This is a genomic window from Candidatus Binataceae bacterium (assembly GCA_035308025.1).
Lineage (GTDB): Bacteria > Desulfobacterota > Binatia > Binatales > Binataceae > JAJPHI01.
The window spans coordinates 59,838-80,751 of the sequence record DATGHL010000017.1 but is presented as its reverse complement, the minus strand read 5'-3'; the positions used below and the strand labels follow the sequence as shown (position 1 = coordinate 80,751).

The window sequence follows — 20,914 nt, the reverse complement described above, 5'->3', positions numbered from 1 at the left end:
GGTTATCGAAATCCTTCGCGGGTCGCCCGCGTCGGGTCGCACGGCGTGCCGATGTATTCGTGCGTCCTTATTATATACGCCCTTTTATAGAGGTTCGTGGAAAGAAGCCTGAAGGAAGCGGCGAGCGAGCTTAAGGCGCGCATCGAGCGCAGCGCTGAGAGGCGCTTTCCCGTGATGGGACTCAAGGGCGCCGCCAACGCCTTGATGATCCGCGAGGTCGCGCTGACCTTGAATCGGCCGCTGGTCGTGATCGCTCCGCTCGCGGCGCAGGCCGAGGCCTTGGCGGGTGATCTCGCTTTCTTTCTCGATCAGCCGCCCGCCGCCGACGCCGCCACTAGCCGCCTCCATCTCTTGCCCACCTGGGAGTTGCGTCCGTTCGCTCAGGTCTCACCCCCATCTGATCTCCAGGCCGCGCAGCTCGCGGCCCTCTACGCTTTGACCCGCACGCCGGAACCCACGATCGTGACTTCGATCGAAGCCCTGATGATGCGAACGATTCCGCGGGCGGCCTTCGAGCAATCGGTGTTTCGCATTACTTTCGCCGATCGGCTCGATCTTGACGCGCTCGTCGATGCGCTCGGCGGCATGGGCTATCAGCGCGTGCCGCAAACCGAGGAGCCGGGTGATTTCAGCGTGCGCGGCGGCATCGTCGACGTTTTTTCGCCGCTTCATCACAATCCCGTGCGCTTCGAGCTGGAAGAGGATCAGGTAACCTCGATTCGTCACTTCGACGCGGCGAGCCAGCGCTCGCTAGGCGAGGTCGAAGAAGCGACGATCATTCGCACGCGCTACGTTCCAGCGGCCGCCTTGCGCGAAAAGCAACTAAGCGATCGTGTCGCGATCCGCTGCGCGGAGATCGGGATGGTGCGCAAGGAGACCGGCGAGCTGCTCGAAACGCTCGAGAACGGCCTGCTTTTTCCCGGGGTCGAACTGCTGACGCCTTTTCTCTACGACAGCGGGCTGCAATCGATTTTCGATTACATCCCGGAGCAGACGGTGGCGTGGATGCTTGAACCCGGCCGCATCCTCGCCGAGGCCGAGCGGCTGGCCGAACGGATCGAAGCGGAGGCCGCGGCGGCGCAGGCCAAGCCAGTCTTTTTTCCAGCTGCCGAGACCCTGTATCTGCGCCTCGACGAGCTCGAGCGCGCGCTCTCCGCCATGACCGCGGTCGAGGCCGGATCGCTCATCACGGTCGCCGCGCCGCGCGAAGGCTGGGCGCTGCCCATCGAGATCAAATCGCAGCCGAGCCTGCGCCTGGGCGCGGTCGAGCTGACCGGCGCGCGCGCGGCGCCTTCCTTCGAGCCGCTGGCGGTCGAGCTCAAGGAGATTCGGCGCTCGCAGGGACGCGCCCTGATGGTGGTCGAGGGCGCCAATCAGGCGGCGCGGTTGCGCCGTCATCTCGAAGCCTACGACCTCGAAATTAACCAGGAATGCCCGAGCTTCGCGCAACTGCTCGAATGGCCTGACTTCCGCCCGGTCATCATGGAGGGCGAGATCGCCGCGGGCGCCGTCTTGCAGCATGACGGCTTGTACATCTACAGCGAAGAGGATCTCTTCGGCGAGCCGCGGGCGCGGCGGCGGACGCGCAAGAGCAGCGGCAAGGGCGCGTTTCTCAATCTCGAGGAGCTCCGGCCCGACGATCTGGTCGTCCATATCGAGCACGGCATCGGCAAGTATCGCGGGCTCAAACACATGAAGGTGGCGGATCTCGAAGGCGACTTTCTTAACCTCGAGTATGCCGGCAGCGACACCATGTACGTCCCGGTCGAGCGCATCAATCTGGTGCAGCGTTACGTCGGCGGCGAAGGCGCCGAGGCCAAGCTCGATCGGCTCGGCAGCGGTTCGTGGGATCGGGTCAAAAAGCGCACGCGCGAGGCCGTGCTCGCGATGGCCTCCGACCTGATCGACATTTATGCCGCGCGCGAGGCCATCGACGGCCATGCCTTTCTCCATCCGGGGCGCGACTACGAAGATTTCGCCGAGCGCTTCGAGTTCGAGGAGACCCCGGATCAGCAGGCCGCAATCGACGAGGTCATTCGCGACATGGCGCGGCCCAAGCCGATGGACCGCCTGATCTGCGGCGACGCCGGCTTCGGCAAGACGGAAGTCGCGCTCCGCGCCGCGTTTATCTGTGCGATGGACGGGCGGCAGGTCGCGGTGTTAACCCCGACGACCGTGCTCGCCGAACAGCATTGGAACAACTTCCGCAACCGCTTCAAGGACTATCCGGTGCGGATCGAGATGGTCTCGCGCTTCCGCTCGCTGAAGGAGAATCGCCGCGTCATCGAGGAGCTGCGCAAGGGCCTCGTCGATATCGTCATCGGAACCCATCGCCTGCTTCAGGCCGATGTCGAATTTCCCAAGCTGGGACTGTTGATTATCGACGAGGAGCATCGCTTCGGCGTCGCCGACAAGGAGCGCATCAAGCGCCTGCGCAAACTGGTCGAGGTGCTCACCCTGACGGCGACGCCGATTCCGCGCACGCTACACATGGCGATGCTCGGGATACGCGACCTCTCGGTGATTCAGACCCCGCCGCCCGATCGCCAGGCGATTCGCACCTTCGTCGCCCACTTCGACGACGCCCTGATTCGCGACGTCATCATCCGCGAGCTGAATCGCGGCGGCCAGGTGTTCTTCGTGCACAACCGCGTCGAAAATATCGACTATATGGCGCGCCATCTACGCGCTCTCGTGCCCGAGGCCAAAATCGCCATCGCGCACGGCCAGATGAAGGAGCACGCGCTCGAGGAAGTGATGCGCGAGTTCATCGAGGATCGCATCAACGTGCTGGTCTGCACCGCGATCATCGAGTCGGGACTCGACATTCCCAACGCTAACTCGATGATCATCAATCGCGCCGATCATTTCGGCCTGGCGCAGCTTTATCAGTTGCGCGGCCGCGTCGGGCGCTCGAAGCGCAAGGCCTATGCCTACCTGCTGATTCCCGGCGAACACATTATCACGCGCGAGGCCAAGCGCCGGATCGACGCGTTGCGCGAGCTGGTCGAGGCCGAAGCGGGCACCGGCTTCAAGCTCTCGATGCGCGACCTCGAGCATCGCGGCGCAGGCAACCTGCTCGGCAAAGAGCAATCCGGTGAGATCACCGCGGTGGGCTTCGAGCTTTACGCCGAGATGATGGAGCAGGCGATCCACGAGCTGCGTGGCGAGCCGATCCGCCCGGACTTCGAGCCGGAGCTGCGGCTGGGCATTCCCGCGTACGTACCCGATAGCTTCGTGCCGGACGAGAACGAACGGCTGGTGCTCTATCGCCGCGCCGCGCGCGCCGGCGGCGCGGCCGAGATGGACGAACTGCGCGACGAGATGCGCGATCGTTATGGCCCGGTGCCGACACTGGTCGAAAATCTCATCGCCGCGATGAACCTGCGGCGTCAGATGCGCGACCTGATGATCTTGAGCGCTCTGCTCAAGGGCGATCAGCTCGAAATCAAGTTCCACCCCGACGCCCCGCTCGAGACGGAAAAGCTGGTCGCACTGGCCCACGCCAATCGCGCGACGATGCGCCTGACCCCGGCCTATCAAGTGATCGTGCGCATTATGCTCGGCGAATATGAACAGATTTTTGCGCAAATCGATGCCGTCTTGCAGGTGCTGGCGGCCTGTGAAAAGTTGGAGCGGCGATCGGCAGACGCCGCGCCGCTCGCCAATTGACGAAATCCCGCGGTGAAAGTGCAAGCTAAGACGGTCAAATCCTTGTTCGACCCCGCGCTGACGCTCCGCGCCGCGGCCTGGGGCGGTGGGCTGATACTCGCACTGAGCGGCGGGGGCTGTTCGAGCGCGGGTCTTCATCTGCCGACTGGGCTTTTCTCGAGTGGCTCCAAAAATGCCGCATCGGCCACGGCCCCGACGACGCTAGGTACGCTGCCCACCGACGCGGCGGACTATACGCCACGACCGCAGGCGCCATTGAGCGGGGAGATGGTGGATAGCGTCGTTGCCAACGTCGACGGAGATCCGATCACTTCCCACGACGTCGATAACTTCAAAGCGGGCAAGCCCGGGGATCAGTCCGGTCAGTCCGCCGCCGCGGACGCGGTGCCGGACGAGCCCAGCGCCAAGCTCAAGGCCATCATCACCCAGCAACTAATCCAGGCTGAAGCACAGAAGTACGCCGACAAAGTGGACGACGGCGACGTTGATCGCTTTATCGAGGGGATCGAACAGCGCAACCACATGAGCGAGGATCAACTGCGCGCCCAACTGCAGTCGCAGGGCGTAAGCTACGCGACCTTTCGCGCGAACATCCGCAAGCAGGTTCAGGCGATGACGATGTTCCAGCACGAAGTTCGCGACAAAACCGTAATCCCCGACTCCGAAATCGACGCGTATTATAAGGATCATCCCGACGAGTTCTCGGTGACCGAAGAAAAATACCGGCTCGCGCAGATTCTGATCATGGTGCCCAGCGACGCCACGCCGGAGCAAGTTGCCGCCGCGCAACGCAAGGCCGAAGACGTTCGCAGCCAAGCGGTCAAAAGCGGCGACTTTGCCGGGCTCGCGCGCCAGTTCTCCGACGACGACTCAAAGAGCAAGGGCGGCGAACTCGGGGTCTTCAGCGCGACCGACCTTAACGACGACATTGCCGCCGGCATCAAGGACGTCAAGATTGGCGACATCTCGAAAGTAATCCGCACCAAGCATGGGTTTCACATCGTCAAGGTCGAAGCCCATCAGGTTCCCGGAACAGTGCCGCTGGCCGAGGTCAAGAATCAGATCCGCGAGAAGCTCCAGGGTGAGCAATCGAAGGAATACTTCGACAAGTGGGTCGATCAGGATCTGGTAAAAGAACACTACGTCGAGACGACGCAGTAACCGGGCAAACCGCTCCAAGACCCGAGCGGGGATTTAGAATAGACTTGGTTGATCTGAAACTGATTGCGCTCTCTCTCATCTATAAATGATGGCGAGATCAAGACCACCCTTAGTTGCGGTGAGCATGGGCGATCCCGCCGGTATCGGTGCCGAAGTAATTCTGAAGGCCGCCGCTGCACTCGCGCGCAAGCGGAGCGCTCCGGCGATCCTCGCGATCGGGGATCTCGTGGCGATGCGCAGCGCAGCAGCACGGCTGCGGCTGCCGGCCCCCTCGGAGTGGCGGCGTGGCGCATCGCGGCCGCGCCTGCGCGATGGTCTCGCCGTGCTGAACGTCGGGCGGCTCGGGGCGCGCGCGATGAGGCCCGGCCATCCGGGAGTCGAGGGCGCCAACGCCGCGCATGGTTATATTCTGGAAGGCTGCCGCATGGCGCTCGCCGGTGAAGCCGACGCGCTGGTTACCGCGCCGATCAATAAGCAGTGGATGAATCGCGCGGGCCATCAATACCCCGGCCACTCGGAACTGCTCGCCGAGCTCTGCGGCGTGCGGTTGTGGCGCATGATGTTCGCCGGCACGCGGCTGCGGCTGGTGCTTGCGACCGTACACATCGGGTTGGCCCAGGTGCCAAAAGCGCTCACACGCGAAGGCGTGTTCGATTCGATTCGGCTGCTGAGCGAGCATCTCGAGCGCGAGCTGGGCGTAGCGCGGCCGCGGATCGCGGTGCTCGGACTTAATCCACACGCCGGCGAGGGCGGGCTGTTCGGCGACGAGGAGCTGCGCTGCATCGGTCCGGCGATTCGGCGTGCGCAGCGCGCCGGATTCGAGGCCTTCGGCCCGCTGGCGCCGGATACGGCCTTCGTGCGGCATGACGATCGTTTCGGCTTCGACGGGGCGGTCGCGATGTATCACGACCAGGGCTTGATTGCGCTTAAGACGCTGGAGTTCGATCGCGCCGTGAATATCACCCTCGGCTTGCCCTTTATTCGCACCTCGCCCGACCACGGCACGGCTTATGACCTCGCGGGCCGTGGCGTCGCGAGCGCCACCAGCATGATCGCGGCAATCGAATATGCCGCGGCGCATAACACTTCCATAGCTCCCGCCCGCGACGCTGTGGCGCGTCGCGCCAGCTAAACCGCGCATATAAGCCGAGATGGATCGCATCATCATCAAAGGGGCGCGCGAGCATAACCTCAAGAATCTCGACATCGAGATTCCCCGCGACCAGCTCGTCGTAATTACCGGGCTGAGCGGCTCGGGCAAGTCCTCGTTGGCTTTCGACACCATCTATGCCGAGGGGCAGCGCCGCTATGTCGAATCGCTGTCGGCATACGCCCGGCAGTTTCTCGAGCAGATGGAAAAGCCCGACCTCGATTCGATCGAGGGACTGTCACCGGCGATTTCGATCGAACAGAAGAGCGGCACGCGCAATCCGCGCTCGACGGTCGCGACGATCACCGAAATTTACGACTATCTGCGGCTGCTCTTCGCGCGCGTCGGCCATGCCTTCTGCTACAACTGCGGGCGCGAGATTTCACAGCAGAGCGTGCAGCAGATCGTCGATCGCATCCGCACGTGGCCCGAGGGCACGCGGCTCCACGTGCTCGCGCCGATCGTGCGCGATCGCAAGGGTGAATACAAAAAGGAGCTGGCGGATTTGCGCCGCGCTGGTTTCGTGCGGGTCAAGATCGATGGCGAGCTGCTGGAGCTAAGCGAAGAGATCAATCTCAACAAAAATCATCGCCACTCGATCGACGTGATGGTGGACCGGCTCGCCCTCCGTCCTGGGATCGAAAAGCGCCTCGCCGATTCGCTCGAGGTCGCTTTCAAGTACGGCGAAGATCTACTCAAGATCGAAAAGCTCGAGGGCAAAGGGGCGGGCGAGGAGATCTACTTCAGCCAGCGCTTTGCCTGTGTGGTTTGCGGCATCTCATATCCTGAAATTACGCCGCGCATGTTTTCCTTCAACAGTCCGCATGGTGCCTGCCCCGAATGCTCGGGCATCGGTTCGATTATGTATTTCGATCCCGAGCTGGTGGCGGCGAACGAGGAACTGAGTATTGCCGATGGCGCGATCGCGCCGTGGGCGACGATGAACTATATGCAGCCGGTAATCGAGGTGCTGGCGGCGCATTACAAGTTCCGGCTCGATCAGCCGTGGAAGGCGATCCCGCTGAAAGTGCGCAAGGCGCTGCTCAATGGCTCGGGCGAGGAAGCGATCGAATTCGGCTTTGAACGGCATGGCCATCGGCACGCTAATGCACGGCCCTTCGAAGGCATCCTCATGTGGCTCGACCGCCGATACAAGGAGACCGAGTCTGAGAACATCCGCGAGTGGCTCGAAGCCTTTATGAACCTGCGGCCGTGTCCGGTCTGCACGGGCACGCGGCTCAAGAAGGAAAGCCTGTTCGTGCGCTTCAACGGCAAGTCGATCAGCGAAGTGACGGCGATGTCGATCAAGCAGGCGTGCAGCTTCTTCACGGCGCCGAAGATGTCCGCGCAGGAGACGGCGATCGCGTCGATGATCCTCAAAGAGGTGCGCGAGCGCCTGGGCTTTCTGGCCGGCGTCGGGCTTGATTACCTGAACCTCGATCGCACTGCGGGCAGTCTCTCCGGCGGCGAAGGCCAGCGTATCCGGCTCGCGACGCAAATCGGCTCAAGCCTGGTCGGCGTGCTTTACATCCTTGACGAGCCCTCGATCGGACTCCATCAACGCGACAACGAGCGGCTGCTGGCGACGTTGAAGCGGCTCAAGGCGCTGGGCAATTCGGTGATCGTGGTCGAGCATGATCGCGACACCATGCTGGAGGCCGATCACATTATCGATATGGGCCCGGGCGCGGGGATTCACGGCGGTCACGTGGTCGCCCAGGGGACGCCGGCCGAGATCATGGATAATCCGGCGTCGATGACCGGCAAATATCTTTCGGGGGAACTCGAAATTGCAGTGCCCGCACGCCGCCGGCCGATCGGTCATCGCCGACTCACCGTGCGCGACGCCCATGAGAACAATCTGCGCCATCTCACGGTGGCCTTTCCGCTCGGCGTCGTGGTTTGCGTCACCGGCGTGTCGGGCTCGGGCAAATCCACGCTGGTGCTCGACACGGTGCATCGCGCGTTGGCGCAACGCCTGGGCGGCGGCGGACGCGAGCGGCCCGGCGCCTTCAAGGCGCTGGAGGGTATCGAGCATCTCGACAAGGTGATTCACGTCGATCAGAGCCCGATCGGCCGCACTCCGCGCTCTAATCCCGCAACCTACACCGGTTTATTCACGCATATTCGCGAGTTGTTTGCGCAACTCCCCGACGCGCGGATGCGCGGCTACGGCCCGGGCCGCTTTTCCTTCAACGTCAAGGGCGGGCGCTGCGAGGCCTGCCAGGGCGACGGCATTATCCGGATCGAGATGCACTTTCTGCCCGACGTCTACGTGACGTGCGAGGTGTGCGGCGGCAAACGCTACAATCGCGACACCCTCGAGGTGCAGTACAAGGGCAAGAGTATCGCCGAGGTGCTCGATATGACCGCGCTCGCCGCGCTCGACTTCATGAGCTCGGTGCCGCCGATTCGCCAGAAGCTCGAAACCTTGCGTGACGTCGGGCTCGACTATGTTCACCTCGGCCAGTCGGCGACGACGCTGTCCGGCGGCGAGGCCCAACGGATCAAGCTGGCCAAGGAGTTGGCGCGGCGCGCGACGGGCCGCACGTTGTATATTCTTGACGAGCCGACGACCGGGCTCCACTTCGACGACATCAAGAAGCTGCTGACGGTCCTCGGCCGCCTCGCCGACAGCGGCAACACGATCATCGTCATCGAGCATAATCTTGAAGTTATCAAGACCGCTGACTACATAATCGACCTGGGGCCGGAGGGCGGCGATCGCGGCGGCCAGATTGTCGCGGAAGGGTCGCCCGAGGAAATTGCGGCCGCGCCCAACTCTCACACCGGGCATTTCCTGCGCCAGGTACTCGGTTCGCGCGCCGCCGCCTAGCGCTCAGGCGCAATCGCGGCTGCCGAGATTATCTCGAAATCGTTGACCGACGGGCGTACAAGCTGGTACGGTGCGCCGGAATAACCGAACCGGTCGCTGCGCTCCGCGCTCTGAACGCGAGTAGTGTCCGAATACTTTACTTTTCACCTCCCAATCATCCGAAAGGTTTGTCATGAGCAAGATCCAAACGCTAGTAGTCGGCCTGATGCTTATTATCCCGGTCGGCGCGGCGATGGGCCAAACGATCAGTCCCGCGCCGACTCCGGCTGGCGCGGCGGTAGCGCCGGTTCTGAATACCTCCTCGATCCCGGTTGGGACCGTCATTACCGCGCAGAATTGGAATCAGTACCGGGACTTTATGCCTGACGGCATGATCAAATTGTTTGCCGGGGAATACTCACTCAAGATGCCGCCGGATGTACAGATGGAGATCGGTCCGACGGTCATTCATCCGTTGCCGAAGGGCTACGTCGAAGCAACTGAGAAATATGCCGGCCAGGTCAAACTAATTGAGTTGCCTGATGGCGGGGTCACGCTTCAAGGCTATCAGGGCGGCGCGCCCTTTCCCGATGCAGCTGAACCGCACAAGGGTTGGAAGATTCTGGCTAATCTCTGGTACCGCTATTTGCCCTATCTGGCCGTCGATACCCACGGCGCCGGCTGTGTGACCAGTAATGGGAGTGGAAACAACTGCAAATTTGTTAACATCGTCGATCGGCAATTGGCTTATTTGACCGATCCGGGCGTGCCGGCCAAGACGCCGGGCTCGGGCGATGCATTCTACTCGCAGTGGCTGATGGTGACCGAGCCCGAGCAGAGCCGCTATACCGCCACGCTGACTATCTCATACGAAGACCTGACGCGTGACGAAGACTCTTACATCTTTCTTCCGGCGCTGCGCCGCTACCAGCCGATCTCGACGCTGGCGCGTTGTGCCCCGAACCAAGGGACAGACTCGACCCAGGAAGAATATCGCTCGGGTTTCGATTCAAACCTGACGCAGATGAAGGTCGATTACCTCCGACCGCAAAAAATCGTGATGCTGATGCCGGCCAATCCGCCCGCGCATTTTCCCGATGATTTCGATATGCCGCTCGGCTGGCCAAAACCGTCGTGGGGGAAATGGCAAGTCCGCGACGTCGATGTTATCAGCGCGAGCAAGTTACCGTCCCACGCGGAAGGCTACTGCTACGGCAAGCGCGTGCTGTACGTGGACAAGGCGACGGCCGCGCCGCTGTGGGAGGATCTGTACGACAAGGATCTGCATCTGTGGCGGATTTATGGAATGTTTCTTCATCCGCGGGAGGTGCCGAATGTCGGAATCGTCGATACCTCCGAGGATATGATCTATGCATTCTGGGATGTGCAGAATAGCCATCAGACTTTCTTTCTTGATCCCTCCGGCGGCGAGCCATTTTATCTCAATGAGCAGGCGCCCAAAGACTATTTTGATCTGGGGCGCTACAGCCAGCCGGCGGGACTCAACTTGATAATGCGCTAGCTGGGGAGTGAAGACCGGGATTCTCGTTGCGCTCAGAATGACCTTGAGGGGCTTGCCGCTGCTGCAAGTAGCAACGTGATCTAAGGGAAGGGCGATTGCAAAGCACAGGAATTTGCGGATTCGAGTGCGAATCCACCCGCGCAGAGGTTGCGGCGGTTTCGCGGCTTTCGGCGGTGTGCTAGACTCGCTCCTTCGCACCGGAGCGTTTTTATCCGGAGGGCGGCGTACCCAAGTGGTTAAGGGAGAGGTCTGCAAAACCTCGATTCAGCGGTTCGATTCCGCTCGCCGCCTCCACTTTCTCGATCTCTCAGCGTAGTGGTCCACCGCCGGCTCAATGAGGATTCGACGATTCGGCCGGACGGACAATCAGGCTCACATCGCAACCATCGTCGCCGCGGCCGTAACAGAGGCTGCTGATCGCTCCGCCGGGCGGCTCGTCATCGTCGCTCGCGTTGCCCGGGCAGATCCAATGATCACCCGCGCGATAGAGCGCAACCGCATACCATTGCCCGGCGTTGAGCGCGCCCGCGGCGTTGCCCCTGACATTACTCGTGCTGACCACCGTGAAGCCGTCGTGACCACCGGCGGGATCGTAGTGCATGAAGGTCATCAGCCATTGGCCGCCGCCCTGCAAGGTGGCGCGCCACATGATCGGCTTCGCGCTCGAAAAGACCGGGACATCGCGGCACAGCCACGGCCGCGGCTCGGCGGCAATCAGCGACGCTGTGGACCCAGCGATCAGCATCGCGGACAGCGCGAAGGAAATCAGTGCAACGCGCATCTCCGTCAATCTCCTGTTAGGCCGGCTCGCTCAGCGCGGTGAGCTTTTCCACGATCGCGCCGAGGTTCGAGTCTTTGGGCGTGAAGACGGCCTTGACCCCGAGGTCGAGCAGGCGCTGGCGATCCTGCTCCGGCACAATTCCGCCAATCACCAGCTTGACGTGGCCGCTGCCATTGCTCTCCAACAACGTGATGGCCTCGCGCGCGATCGCCATGTGCGCGCCCGCCAGGCTGCTGATGGCCAGGATCTCGGCGTCCTCCTGTAGGGCGGCCTCGACCAACTGCGCAGGCGTCTGCTTGAAACCTGCGAGAATCACCTCCATCCCGGCCTGCATGCAGGCGTGAGCCAGCAACTTGACCGCGTTGATGTGGCCGTCGAGTCCGGCCTTGCCCAGCGCGATCCGGATGCGGCGATTTACCACCGGAACCTTGAACTGGCCGACCGTCGCGCCGCGGTCGAGAATCGGCGGAACATAACGGCCATTGGTCGCGCGCTCGATGGTGCTGGTCCATTCGCCGACGGTACCGCCGGCGCGCGCCAGCGCGATCGTCGGCTCCATCGCCGGGCCGTTTCCGCGCACGGCGCGCTCGAGCTTTTCGCGCGCGTCCGCCACCACGCGCTGATCACGCGCTGCGCGCCACACCGTCAGCGCAGCGATCTGCTCGCGCGCGCCGGCGGCGTAGTCGCGGTCATCCGCGGCGGTCGAGGGCGGCGTCAGGCCGATCTCGCCGGTGAAAGCGTTGACGCCGATTTGGACGATCTCCCCGGATTCGAGGCGGGTCTGCCGCGCCGCCAGAAGCTGAGTCAGTTGCGTGCTCACCGTCGCGATCGCACGCGCATAACCGCGCGCCCGCAGGTCGAGCGCGATTTTCCGCGCCTGCTCCGCGGTTTCATCCGTGAGCTTTTCGATAACCTTGCTGCCGGCAAAAATGTCGCCATAACCGCCGATTCCGGTTTCGTGCATCAGCACCTGCTGAGTGCGCAGGCCGATCAACTGTTCGGCTTCATCGGGCAGCGCGAGCGCTTCGCGGAAGCCCGGCAATTGCAGGGCATTGACGCGAGCCGCGGCCGACAGCACCACCGGCAGCGCCTCGTAAGCGACGCGGATGATGTTGACCTCGGGCTGCTGCTCGGTGAGCGTGAGCGAGCGCACCTGGCATCCGGCGCGAAAGGCGACGTCGGCGATCCCATACTCGTCGTGGCAAAGCTCGCGCCACAACTTGAAATACGCGCGGACTTTGCAAATCTCGGGCACCAGCTCGATGCCGCTGTTGATGAAAAACGAAATGCGGCGCACGGTCTGCTCGAAGGCCGCGGGCGCGAGCGTCGCGCGCAGGGCGTCGAGAATCATCAGGGCGTTGCCAAAGGCGTAGCCGATCTCCTCGACGGGCCCGGCGCCGCTCTCCATGTAGTGATAGCCGCAGCAATTGATCGGATTCCAGTTGGGTACGCGCGCGACCGCGAAACTGATTAGCTCGGTCGAGAGGCTGAAGGAGACCTCGGGATTGAAGATCGAGGTGCCGCGTGCGACGAACTCCTTCATCAGATCATTCTGAGTCGTGCCGCGCAGCTCGCTCCAGGGCACGCCGTGTTTTTCGGCGACCACCAGGTAAAGCGCGAGGATGAACGGCGCGGTCGAGTTGATCGTCATTGAGGTGTTGATCTGATCGAGCGGGATACCGTCGAAGAGCCGTTCCATGTCGCGCCAATGCGCGATCGAGACGCCGGCCTTGCCGACCTCGCCGGCCGCGATCGGGGCGTCGGCGTCGTAACCGTTCTGCGTGGGCAGGTCGAAGGCGATCGAGAGCCCGCGCTGCCCCTCCTTCAGATTGCGGAGGAAACGCTGATTGGCCTGACTGGCGTCGCCGAAGCCCGCATAGGTGCGGATGATCCAGGGGTCGCGATGCGGCTTGGCGCCGCGCTTCTCTGAGGCTTCGGGCATGCCTTCCTCCGCGGCCGGTGCAATCGCGGTCGCGTGATCAAGCCTAATTGCGCAAGTCGGTGGACGCCAGTCGCGGAGCGATCACGCTTCTCCGGTCGGAATTGCGCGACGATCGAGGCTGTCGGCCATCCGCGCGGCCAAGCTCTCGGACAGATTCTCGGAATGCGCTTCTTCAAGTTGCACGATGGGCGCGTCGATCCGCCGTCTGAGGATGCTGAGGGCGCGGCGCTCCCGCGTCCGGCGCTGCAATTCCGCACGCGCGATCGCGGCCAAGTCATCCAGATGCTTGAGCTCAGGGTGCCGCGCGCGGCACTCGCTCAGCCGAGCAATATCCGCGGTCGTGAAGGCCGCCGCGCTCACGCGATTGAAGACAATCGCCGCGGTCGCGATCTGCCAGGCCGCGAGCCGCCGATGGATTTCGAGCGTTTCCGTCAACGCGAGCGGTTCGGCGGTCGTCACCGCGATCACGGCGCATTTATCGGGGTCGCGCAGCAAGGTGGCGACCTCAGCGGCCTCGCGTCCCACCAGATTGCCGCCGAAGGTCTCGCGCGCCGCGAACGGCATCCCGATCATGCTGAGAGCCTGGCCGCTGGCCGGCAGATCGACGACGACCAGTTCCCAGCGCGGCGCGGCGCGCCGCTCGATCTCGTGATAGATCTTGCCCATCATCATCAGCTCGCGCACGGCGGGCGCGGCGTGAACGAAGCACTGGTAGAGCGAACTGGCGAAGACCGCGCGCAATAGCGGCCGCGCAACCACGAAGCCCAGATATTCCTCGAGCGATTGCTGGCGGTCCAGCAGCATCAGCCAAAGATTGGGAGCGGCCTGAGCCGGTTTGAAGCTGGCGCGGACACTATATCCGGCGGCGATCGGGACGCGCGGATCAGTCTCGATCATCAGGGTTCGGCGGCCCCGCCTGGCGGCGGCGAGCGCGATCGCGGCGGTGACGGTGGTGCGACCTACTCCGCCTTTGCCGATTACCAGGAGTAGCCGGCGGCGGAGCAAATCGTCGAACGGGCGGAGCGGATCGCGATCTTCAGCGGGATCGGCGCTCGCGCCTGCGGTCTTCAATCACCACCGCAGCAGATTGGCGCCCCAGGTGAGACCGCCGCCGCACGCGTTGAGCATCACGAGGTCGCGTTCATGGATGCGGCCCGCTTCGAGCGCCTCGTCAAGCGCGATCGGCACCGACGCCGCTGACGTGTTGCCGTAACGATCGACGTTGGTGAAGACCTTGTCGGCGCCGAGACCAAGCCGCTGCGCCACCGCATTGATGATCCGCAGATTCGCCTGATGCGGCACGATCAACGCGATCTCGTCGAGCGCCACGGCGGCGCGCTCGGCCACCTTGCGCGAGACCTCTTCCATGCTCTTCACCGCGATCTTGAACAACTCGGGACCCTTCATCCGGATGGCGTCTTCGTTGTTGCGCCTGATCTCGGCGTCCATTGTGGTCTGCACGCCGCGATTACGGACGTAGAGCAAATCCCAGTAAGCGCCGGCCGCGCGCAGCAGGCTCGCGAGGACCCCGCGATCGCCCTTCTCACTGACCAGGACCACCGCGCCGGCGCCGTCGCCAAAGAGCACCGCGGTTGCGCGATCGTTCCAATCGACCATGGTCGAGAGCGCGTCGGCGCCGACCACCAGGACGCGCGCGTAGTCGCCCGCGCGCATCGACGCGTCGGCGACGCTGAGCGCGTATACGAAGCCCGAGCAGGCCGCAGCCACGTCGAAGGCCGGAATCGTGTCGATTCCGAGCCGATGCTGCAACTGGCAGGCGAACGAGGGAAAGCCGAAATCCGACGAGACCGTGCCGACCACGATCGCGTCGAGCTCTGAGGCTTTCAGACCAGCACGCGCGAGCGCGGTCTCCGCCGCCTGCGCCGCAATCTCGATCAATGATTCGCCGGTCGCGATGACATAGCGGCGTTCGATGCCGGTGCGCGTCCGCACCCACTCGTCGGTGGTCTCCATCCGCCGCGAAAGGTCGTGGTTATTGATCACGGTGCGCGGCGTCGCGCGCCCGGTAGCGACGATTCTCGAAGCCATGCTCTTCCTAAGCGGCCGGGCGAAAGGCCAGTGTAGTATTGGTGCCGCCGAAGCCAAACGAATTGTTCAGTGCGATTCGTATGCGGGCCGGCCGCGCCTGATTCGGCACGTAATCCAGGTCGCATTCTGGATCCGGATATTCATAATTGGTCGTCGGCGGAATCATCCCGCGCTGAATCGCGGTGATCGTGTAGACCGATTCGATCGCCCCCGCCGCCCCCAGCGTATGCCCGGTCATCGACTTGGTGGAGCTCACCGCGATGCGCGCCGCGTGCTCGCCGAAGACGTGCTTGATCGCCTGCGTCTCGGCGACGTCGCCCTGCGGCGTCGACGTCCCATGGGCGTTGATGTAATCGACTTCATCCAGGCCGATGCCGCCGTCTTCGAGGCACAGGCGAATACACTTGCCGGCTCCCAAACCCTCCGGCGAGGGCGAGGTGATGTGGTGGGCGTCGGCGTTCGAGGCATAGCCCGCGATTTCCGCGAGGATCGTGGCGCCGCGTGCGATCGCCGCGTCGCGTTCCTCCAGAATCAGCGCCGCGGCGCCTTCCGCTATGACGAAGCCGTCGCGCTCGCGATCAAACGGGCGGCTCGCTGCTTGCGGATCGTCATTGCGTGTTGACAGCGCACGCATCGCAATAAAGCCGCCGACCCCGAGCGAAGTCAGCGCCGCCTCCGCGCCGCCGGTGATCGCAGCGTCCAGATAACCATGACGAATCATGCGAAAGGCCTCGCCGACGGCGTGCGAACCCGAGGCGCAAGCGCTGGTGGTTGTGACATTTTCGCCGCGCGCGCCGAAGCGGATCGAAATCTGCCCGGGCGCCAGATTGGAGAGCAGCTTGGGAATGAAAAACGGGGTGATGCGTTTGAGTCGCGTGTCGATGAATGACAGGTGATTCTCTTCGATCGTCAGCAGTCCGCCGATGCCGTTGCCGATCAGCACCCCAACGCGATCGGCGTTGCTTTCGTCAATTTTCAGGCCGGATTGCCGCATCGCCTGTTCCGCCGTCGCTACGGCGTACTGGATGAACAGATCCATTTTCTTGACGTCTTTCTTATCGATCCAGTCCAGCGGATCAAAGTCCTTCACCTCGCCGGCGATGCGCGAGCCGAAATCATCGACCTTGAAGCGGGTAATCGGGCCGATGCCGGAGCGACCCGCCATCAGCGCTTCCCAGTTCTGCTCGACCCCGATGCCGAGCGGCGTCACCAGCCCGACACCGGTTATCACCACGCGGCGATCAACGTTTCGTCTCATCCGGACGCCCGCCTCCTCACGATACAGTCACTTTTATCAGAACGCGTCGACTGCAAAAACATCTCCGCATCTGCGCCGATGCCGCGAGCTCAAGGTCATCGCGTGCCGGCGCAGACGTCGCCCTCATGCGTGGCCAGCCATTCCTGCAATTGCAGCGCGGCTAGCCCCATAGATATAAGCAACCTTTTCATTCGCCGAGCAGAACATTAGGCGATGCGAAACCGGCAACCGCCGGCGCAGGAACGGCTCAGCAGGCGCACTTTTATCTAACTCTCGGCGGCGGCAGAATGACTGCATGAACTTTGTCTCGCGGCACTGGACCGCACTTCTGATCGTACTCATCCTCGGCGGCTGGGCGTTTTTTTATTTGCCGGACACGCCCTCCTACGCGATCTTCGAGCTTAAGCAGTGCGTGGACGCGCGCAACGGCGCGGCCGCGGCGGACTATGTTGATTTTCAGAAAGTCGTCCAGGCGGCCGGCGCCGAGATGATCGAGGGCGACAACAGCGGGAGCGGTGCCTCAGACACCAGCGCCGGCAGCAACCTGCTCGGCCAATTGCTCGGCAAGGGCATGGTCAATCTCTTTTCCGGTCCGATGGCGGCGTTGCTGCGGCAGTGGGCGGTCCAGCAGGTCAACGACGGCGTCCAGCAGGTGCAGATGCCCCCAGCGGCGGTGGCAGGCGCGATTGCGCTGCTCCATCGCGACGGCGACGCCGCCTACACGCGCTGGACCGATCATAAGGGTCAGGTGTGGGAGGTGCAGATGGCGCGCGAGGATGGCCGCTGGAAAATCGTCGAGGTCAAGAACGTCCGCACGCTGCTCGAGAAACTCCGCCGCCACGAAGAAAAAGAGTTGAATCAACCTTCCCCGTGACAGAGCGCTCTAATCAAGAATCTTAACGCAGCTCGCAGACTCGCCTGCTCGCTCCGCGCGGCAACCGCGCTCCGCTAGTGTTTTAGATCGCGCGATAGTTCGCGAACGAAACCGTTGACGAGCGCGCGTGCGGGTCGGTGACCACGTTGACCACGGCCGGCTTGCCCGAGTTCGCTGCGCGATCGAGCGCTGCGCGGATCTTCGCGGGATCTTCGACGAACTCGCCATACGCGCCAAAGACTTCGGCCATCTTGTCGTAGCGGCTGTAGCCGAGGTCGCGGCCCGCGTCCATCCCGCCGATCCCCGCCCATCCGCCGTTGTTGCTGATCACGATGATCGCCGGAATCTTGTGCCGCACCATCGTGTCGATCTCCATCCCGTTCATCCCAAAGGAGCCGTCACCGCTAAGCACGATAACCTGGGTGTCGGGCTTCGCCACCTTGGCCCCCAGTCCGAACGGCACCGCAACGCCCATACAGCCATTGGGTCCGGCGTTGACGCTGTGGCCGGCGGCATGGATTGAAATCGACTGCCGCGCGAAGTTCAGAATCTCGTGGCCGTCCACCACGATGATCGCGTCGCGGTCCATAAAGTCGCGAACTTCCTTGCACAACCGCAAGGGATGAATCGGCTGCTTGGTCGAATTCAGCAGCGCGACGGCCTTCTCCTGGGCGCGCGTATCACCGCTGCGCAGCGTTTCGAGCCACGAGGTGCGCTGTGCGCCGCGGAAGGCGTCGCGTCCCTCATCGATCAACTGGCGCAGCACCACCTTCGCGTCGCCGACAATCCCCACCGCGACAGCACGATTGCGGCCGATCTCTTCGTCCGAGATATCCACCTGGATGATCTTGACGTCCTCCGCCCAGCGCGGCGGCAGGCCGAAGCCGACGATGAAGTTGAGCCGGGTCCCGACGACCAATACGACGTCGGCCTCTTTCCACGCCTGATTGCGCGCGCCCAGAAAACTCAAGGCGTGGTCTTCCTCGATCACCCCGCGACCCTGCGGCGTGGTGTAGAACGGGATCCCGCTGAGCTCGACGAACTCGCGCAGCTCCTTCATCGCGCACGACCAGAGGATCCCGGTGCCGGTTAGGACGAGTGGGCGTTTCGCGTCACGCAACATCGCGATCGCCCGCGCGACCATCGCGGGATCGCCGGAGATGCGCGGCACGGCGTGCGGCCGTTTCGGGAACAAAACTTCGGCTTCCTCGACCTTCTTGTAGAGCACGTCGCCCGGCAGATCGACGTAAACCGGACCAGGTTGCCCGCCGGTAGCAACGCGGAACGCCTTGTTGATGATCTCGGGGATGCGCGCCGTGTCGTACACGCGCTCGGAAAACTTGGTGATCGGTTTGAACATCCCCACCTGATCCATTTCCTGGAACGCGCCCATCCCGTCCTGTGCGACCGCGCTCGCGCCGCCGAGTGCAACCACGGGAACTGCGTCGAGGTAGGCGTTGCCAACCCCGGTGATCAGGTTGGTCGTGCCCGGTCCGGAGGCCGCAAAGCAGACGCCCGGACGCCCGAGCACGCGACTGTAGGCATGCGCCGCCATCGCGGCGGCCTGCTCATGGCGCACATCCACGGAGTGAAAGGCCTTGATACAGCCGGCCGCGACGTCGACCATCGGCCCGCCCGTGAGATAGAAGACCGTATCGACGCCTTCGTCCTGAAGCGCCCGGACGACCAGTTCGTTGCCGCTGACCATGGCCATGTGCGAATCCTCCGCTCATCTCTCTACCGCTTTTTGCGATCAATTGCGAAGTCCCGTTCTCTCCTGGAGTTCTGAATCGGATCGCGCGGACAGCTATGATTCATCATGGGCAGAAAACGCAAACCGGATCCCCACGAACCATCGCCGCCTACGGAGCCCAAAGCGGTTTTCAAGTCGCCGTTCAAAGACTTGGAGAAATTGCTCAAAGGACGTGCGCCAACGCCGCCGCCGATCGCGAATCCTCTCCCGACCTTGCTGCCTGCTGCCGCGAAAACCTCGGCGCCTCCCGCCCTCGACGACGCGACGCTGCTCCAGCAGGCGCTCGCGGGAGTCCGCCGCCTCGATGGGGTGGCGAGCGATCGTATCGCGATCGAGCCGCGGGTCACCCGCACCATAGTTAGCGAGGACGCCGAGGTGCTCGCGCAACTCTCCGATCTCGTCTCAGGGCAGGCCCCCTTCGAGTTGACCGAGACCGACGAATACGTCGAGGGCGCGCGGCTGGGTCTCGATCCGCGCGTCGTCTCCCAGTTGCGGCGCGGCGACTTCGCCACCCAGGGCCACCTAGACCTCCACGGGCTGATCCAGCCCGAAGCCAAGGTCGTCCTCACCGATTTTATCGTCGAGTCCGTGCGCAAGGGGCGGCGCGCAGTGCTGGTGGTCCATGGCCGCGGACTGCGCTCGCCCGGCGGTCAACCGGTGCTCAAGCATGCCGTCGCGCAATGGCTCTCGCACGGCACGATCGGCGGCTACGTGCTCGCCTTCACCAGCGCGCGCGCCTATGACGGCGGCGCGGGCGCGGTCTGGGTTCTCCTCCGACGCGAGCGTAAGCGCGGCAAGTTCGACATCTTGCAGGGCGCTAAGCGCCGGGACTAACACTAGGTGGAACCCATAGCGAGCCGAATCTGCGAGTGGTGAAAAAAACGACCCGCGTTGAGGAGTTTGATGGCTGCGCTCATCCGCCCTATCGACCTCGACAATCGTGAGACTTGGGCACCGCGTTTATCTAAGCGCCTCGCACAGTGAGAAAGTGAGAAATTGAAAAAATGCAAAGCGACAAGAACCCGGACCAGCAACCGAATATTCCGCTACGGCTCCATCACAACGCCTATGTAGTGCGCGACCAGCGGGTGACGCGGCGTTTTTATGAAGACCTCATCGGGCTGCCGCTGGCGGCCTGCTGGACCGAGCGCGACGAAGTTTTCGGCGGGATGCGCGTCTATTGCCATACTTTCTACGAGCTCGCCGACGGCGGGGCGCTCGCTTTCTTTCAATTCGAGAGCGAAGCCGATTACGAACGCTTCGGCCCGCAGTTTCGACCGACGCCCTTCGTCCACATCGCGCTCAAGACGACCGGCGAAACTCAGGCCGCGATCGCCGAGCGGCTCAAGCAGGCCGGATGCGAGCACTTTGTCATCGAGCACGGCTACTGCCGCTCGATGTATGTAACTGATCCGGATGGCCTCAATCTCGAGTTCACCGTCGATCATCCAAAGGCCGAGACTATCGCGGCCGAACGGCGCGAAGCAGTTGACGTTGACCTCGAGCGCTGGCTGCGCGGCGACCACAGCAGCAACAACAATTGGCGTCATGCCGAAAATGAATAAGCCGACGGCAAATAAAACAGGAAAGGAGCGCTTCATCATTGAGCACCAGTGAGCCTCAATTACCGGCGCAGTTCGCAGCGCTCGAACCTTATCTGGATTGGGCGCTGGCGACCGAACGCGAGCGCACGGCCCGTCGTCAGACGGTCGGGATGGCCGCAATCAGGGATTTTTACGCCGCGATGCTCCCGCGACTCGACGAAATTCTGACTTTCCTCGAAGGCTTCGCCCCGGAAAACGTTCCCGCCGATGTGAACCGGCTCTTTCTGCTAACTTTGTCGTTGGCTGAGGTCGCGCCGGCGATCGAAAACTTCGGTCAGCCGAGCGTTATCGACGGCTACGATTTCAAGCGGTTTATTCCGCTCCACGATTGAA

The 20,914-nt window shown here is 63.2% G+C and carries 15 protein-coding genes and 1 tRNA gene; 10 read left to right on the top strand and 6 right to left on the bottom strand.

Going from position 1 to position 20,914, the window contains the following annotated elements; all coding sequences use genetic code 11:
• Positions 1-96 precede the first annotated feature (96 nt).
• From mfd to VKS22_04585, 6 genes are all read left to right on the top strand, one after another.
• The gene (gene mfd, locus VKS22_04610) at positions 97-3,672 is read left to right on the top strand and encodes a transcription-repair coupling factor (GenBank protein HLW69886.1); all 3,576 of its coding nucleotides are present in this window, start codon (positions 97-99) and stop codon (positions 3,670-3,672) included.
• A 12-nt stretch (positions 3,673-3,684) separates the two neighbouring features.
• Positions 3,685-4,833, top strand: a complete 1,149-nt coding sequence (locus tag VKS22_04605; GenBank protein HLW69885.1) for a peptidylprolyl isomerase — start codon at positions 3,685-3,687, stop codon at positions 4,831-4,833.
• A gap of 124 nt (positions 4,834-4,957) precedes the next feature.
• Positions 4,958-5,965, top strand: coding sequence for a 4-hydroxythreonine-4-phosphate dehydrogenase PdxA (pdxA, locus tag VKS22_04600; protein ID HLW69884.1), 1,008 nt, complete (start codon positions 4,958-4,960; stop codon positions 5,963-5,965).
• Positions 5,966-5,984: 19 nt separating this feature from the next.
• Positions 5,985-8,819 carry an excinuclease ABC subunit UvrA gene (gene uvrA, locus VKS22_04595; protein HLW69883.1) on the top strand — a complete coding sequence of 945 codons (2,835 nt, stop codon included), beginning with the start codon at positions 5,985-5,987 and terminating at the stop codon, positions 8,817-8,819.
• A 172-nt stretch (positions 8,820-8,991) separates the two neighbouring features.
• Complete coding sequence (locus VKS22_04590) at positions 8,992-10,320, top strand: DUF1329 domain-containing protein (GenBank protein HLW69882.1); 1,329 nt, start codon at positions 8,992-8,994, stop codon at positions 10,318-10,320.
• A 218-nt stretch (positions 10,321-10,538) separates the two neighbouring features.
• Positions 10,539-10,614 (top strand) — tRNA-Cys (locus VKS22_04585).
• Between the two features lie 37 nt (positions 10,615-10,651).
• Here the strand turns inward: VKS22_04585 and VKS22_04580 are convergent.
• The 5 genes from VKS22_04580 to fabF all read right to left on the bottom strand — a co-directional run bounded on the left by VKS22_04580 (position 10,652) and on the right by fabF (position 16,350).
• Positions 10,652-11,101 (bottom strand): hypothetical protein, encoded by a 450-nt coding sequence (locus tag VKS22_04580; GenBank protein ID HLW69881.1) that lies wholly within the window; start codon positions 11,099-11,101, stop codon positions 10,652-10,654.
• Positions 11,102-11,117: 16 nt separating this feature from the next.
• Positions 11,118-13,043 carry an acyl-CoA mutase large subunit family protein gene (locus VKS22_04575; protein HLW69880.1) on the bottom strand — a complete coding sequence of 642 codons (1,926 nt, stop codon included), beginning with the start codon at positions 13,041-13,043 and terminating at the stop codon, positions 11,118-11,120.
• An 81-nt stretch (positions 13,044-13,124) separates the two neighbouring features.
• Positions 13,125-14,114 (bottom strand): ArsA-related P-loop ATPase, encoded by a 990-nt coding sequence (locus tag VKS22_04570; protein HLW69879.1) that lies wholly within the window; start codon positions 14,112-14,114, stop codon positions 13,125-13,127.
• Positions 14,115-15,092, bottom strand: a complete 978-nt coding sequence (locus VKS22_04565; GenBank protein ID HLW69878.1) for a beta-ketoacyl-ACP synthase III — start codon at positions 15,090-15,092, stop codon at positions 14,115-14,117. It abuts the gene before it with no gap.
• Between the two features lie 7 nt (positions 15,093-15,099).
• Positions 15,100-16,350, bottom strand: coding sequence for a beta-ketoacyl-ACP synthase II (gene fabF / locus VKS22_04560; GenBank protein HLW69877.1), 1,251 nt, complete (start codon positions 16,348-16,350; stop codon positions 15,100-15,102).
• A gap of 295 nt (positions 16,351-16,645) precedes the next feature.
• Between fabF and VKS22_04555 the strand changes: the two genes are divergently transcribed.
• Complete coding sequence (locus VKS22_04555) at positions 16,646-17,224, top strand: hypothetical protein (GenBank protein HLW69876.1); 579 nt, start codon at positions 16,646-16,648, stop codon at positions 17,222-17,224.
• 82 nt (positions 17,225-17,306) lie between these two features.
• On the opposite strand, the gene VKS22_04550 is transcribed toward VKS22_04555, so the two are convergent.
• Positions 17,307-18,938 (bottom strand): thiamine pyrophosphate-binding protein, encoded by a 1,632-nt coding sequence (locus tag VKS22_04550; protein ID HLW69875.1) that lies wholly within the window; start codon positions 18,936-18,938, stop codon positions 17,307-17,309.
• A gap of 105 nt (positions 18,939-19,043) precedes the next feature.
• Here VKS22_04550 and VKS22_04545 point away from each other — a divergent pair, with 105 nt between their 5' ends.
• The 3 genes from VKS22_04545 to VKS22_04535 all read left to right on the top strand — a co-directional run bounded on the left by VKS22_04545 (position 19,044) and on the right by VKS22_04535 (position 20,913).
• Positions 19,044-19,811, top strand: a complete 768-nt coding sequence (locus tag VKS22_04545; protein HLW69874.1) for a Smr/MutS family protein — start codon at positions 19,044-19,046, stop codon at positions 19,809-19,811.
• A 170-nt stretch (positions 19,812-19,981) separates the two neighbouring features.
• Positions 19,982-20,542, top strand: coding sequence for a VOC family protein (locus VKS22_04540; GenBank protein ID HLW69873.1), 561 nt, complete (start codon positions 19,982-19,984; stop codon positions 20,540-20,542).
• A gap of 38 nt (positions 20,543-20,580) precedes the next feature.
• Entirely contained in the window at positions 20,581-20,913 is a 333-nt protein-coding gene (locus VKS22_04535) for a hypothetical protein (protein HLW69872.1), read from the top strand.
• The last annotated feature ends 1 nt before the right edge of the window (position 20,914 follow it).

What these genes read in the sequence shown, in the direction of transcription:
- pdxA (HLW69884.1), top strand. Translation starts at nt 4,958, where the DNA reads ATGGGCGATCCCGCCGGTATCGGTGCCGAAGTAATTCTGAAGGCCGCC.
- uvrA (HLW69883.1), top strand. Translation starts at nt 5,985, where the DNA reads ATGGATCGCATCATCATCAAAGGGGCGCGCGAGCATAACCTCAAGAAT.
- VKS22_04590 (HLW69882.1), top strand. Translation starts at nt 8,992, where the DNA reads ATGAGCAAGATCCAAACGCTAGTAGTCGGCCTGATGCTTATTATCCCG.
- VKS22_04580 (HLW69881.1), bottom strand. Translation starts at nt 11,101, where the DNA reads ATGCGCGTTGCACTGATTTCCTTCGCGCTGTCCGCGATGCTGATCGCT.
- VKS22_04575 (HLW69880.1), bottom strand. Translation starts at nt 13,043, where the DNA reads ATGCCCGAAGCCTCAGAGAAGCGCGGCGCCAAGCCGCATCGCGACCCC.
- VKS22_04565 (HLW69878.1), bottom strand. Translation starts at nt 15,092, where the DNA reads ATGGCTTCGAGAATCGTCGCTACCGGGCGCGCGACGCCGCGCACCGTG.
- fabF (HLW69877.1), bottom strand. Translation starts at nt 16,350, where the DNA reads ATGAGACGAAACGTTGATCGCCGCGTGGTGATAACCGGTGTCGGGCTG.
- VKS22_04555 (HLW69876.1), top strand. Translation starts at nt 16,646, where the DNA reads ATGAACTTTGTCTCGCGGCACTGGACCGCACTTCTGATCGTACTCATC.
- VKS22_04550 (HLW69875.1), bottom strand. Translation starts at nt 18,938, where the DNA reads ATGGCCATGGTCAGCGGCAACGAACTGGTCGTCCGGGCGCTTCAGGAC.
- VKS22_04545 (HLW69874.1), top strand. Translation starts at nt 19,044, where the DNA reads ATGGGCAGAAAACGCAAACCGGATCCCCACGAACCATCGCCGCCTACG.
- VKS22_04540 (HLW69873.1), top strand. Translation starts at nt 19,982, where the DNA reads ATGCAAAGCGACAAGAACCCGGACCAGCAACCGAATATTCCGCTACGG.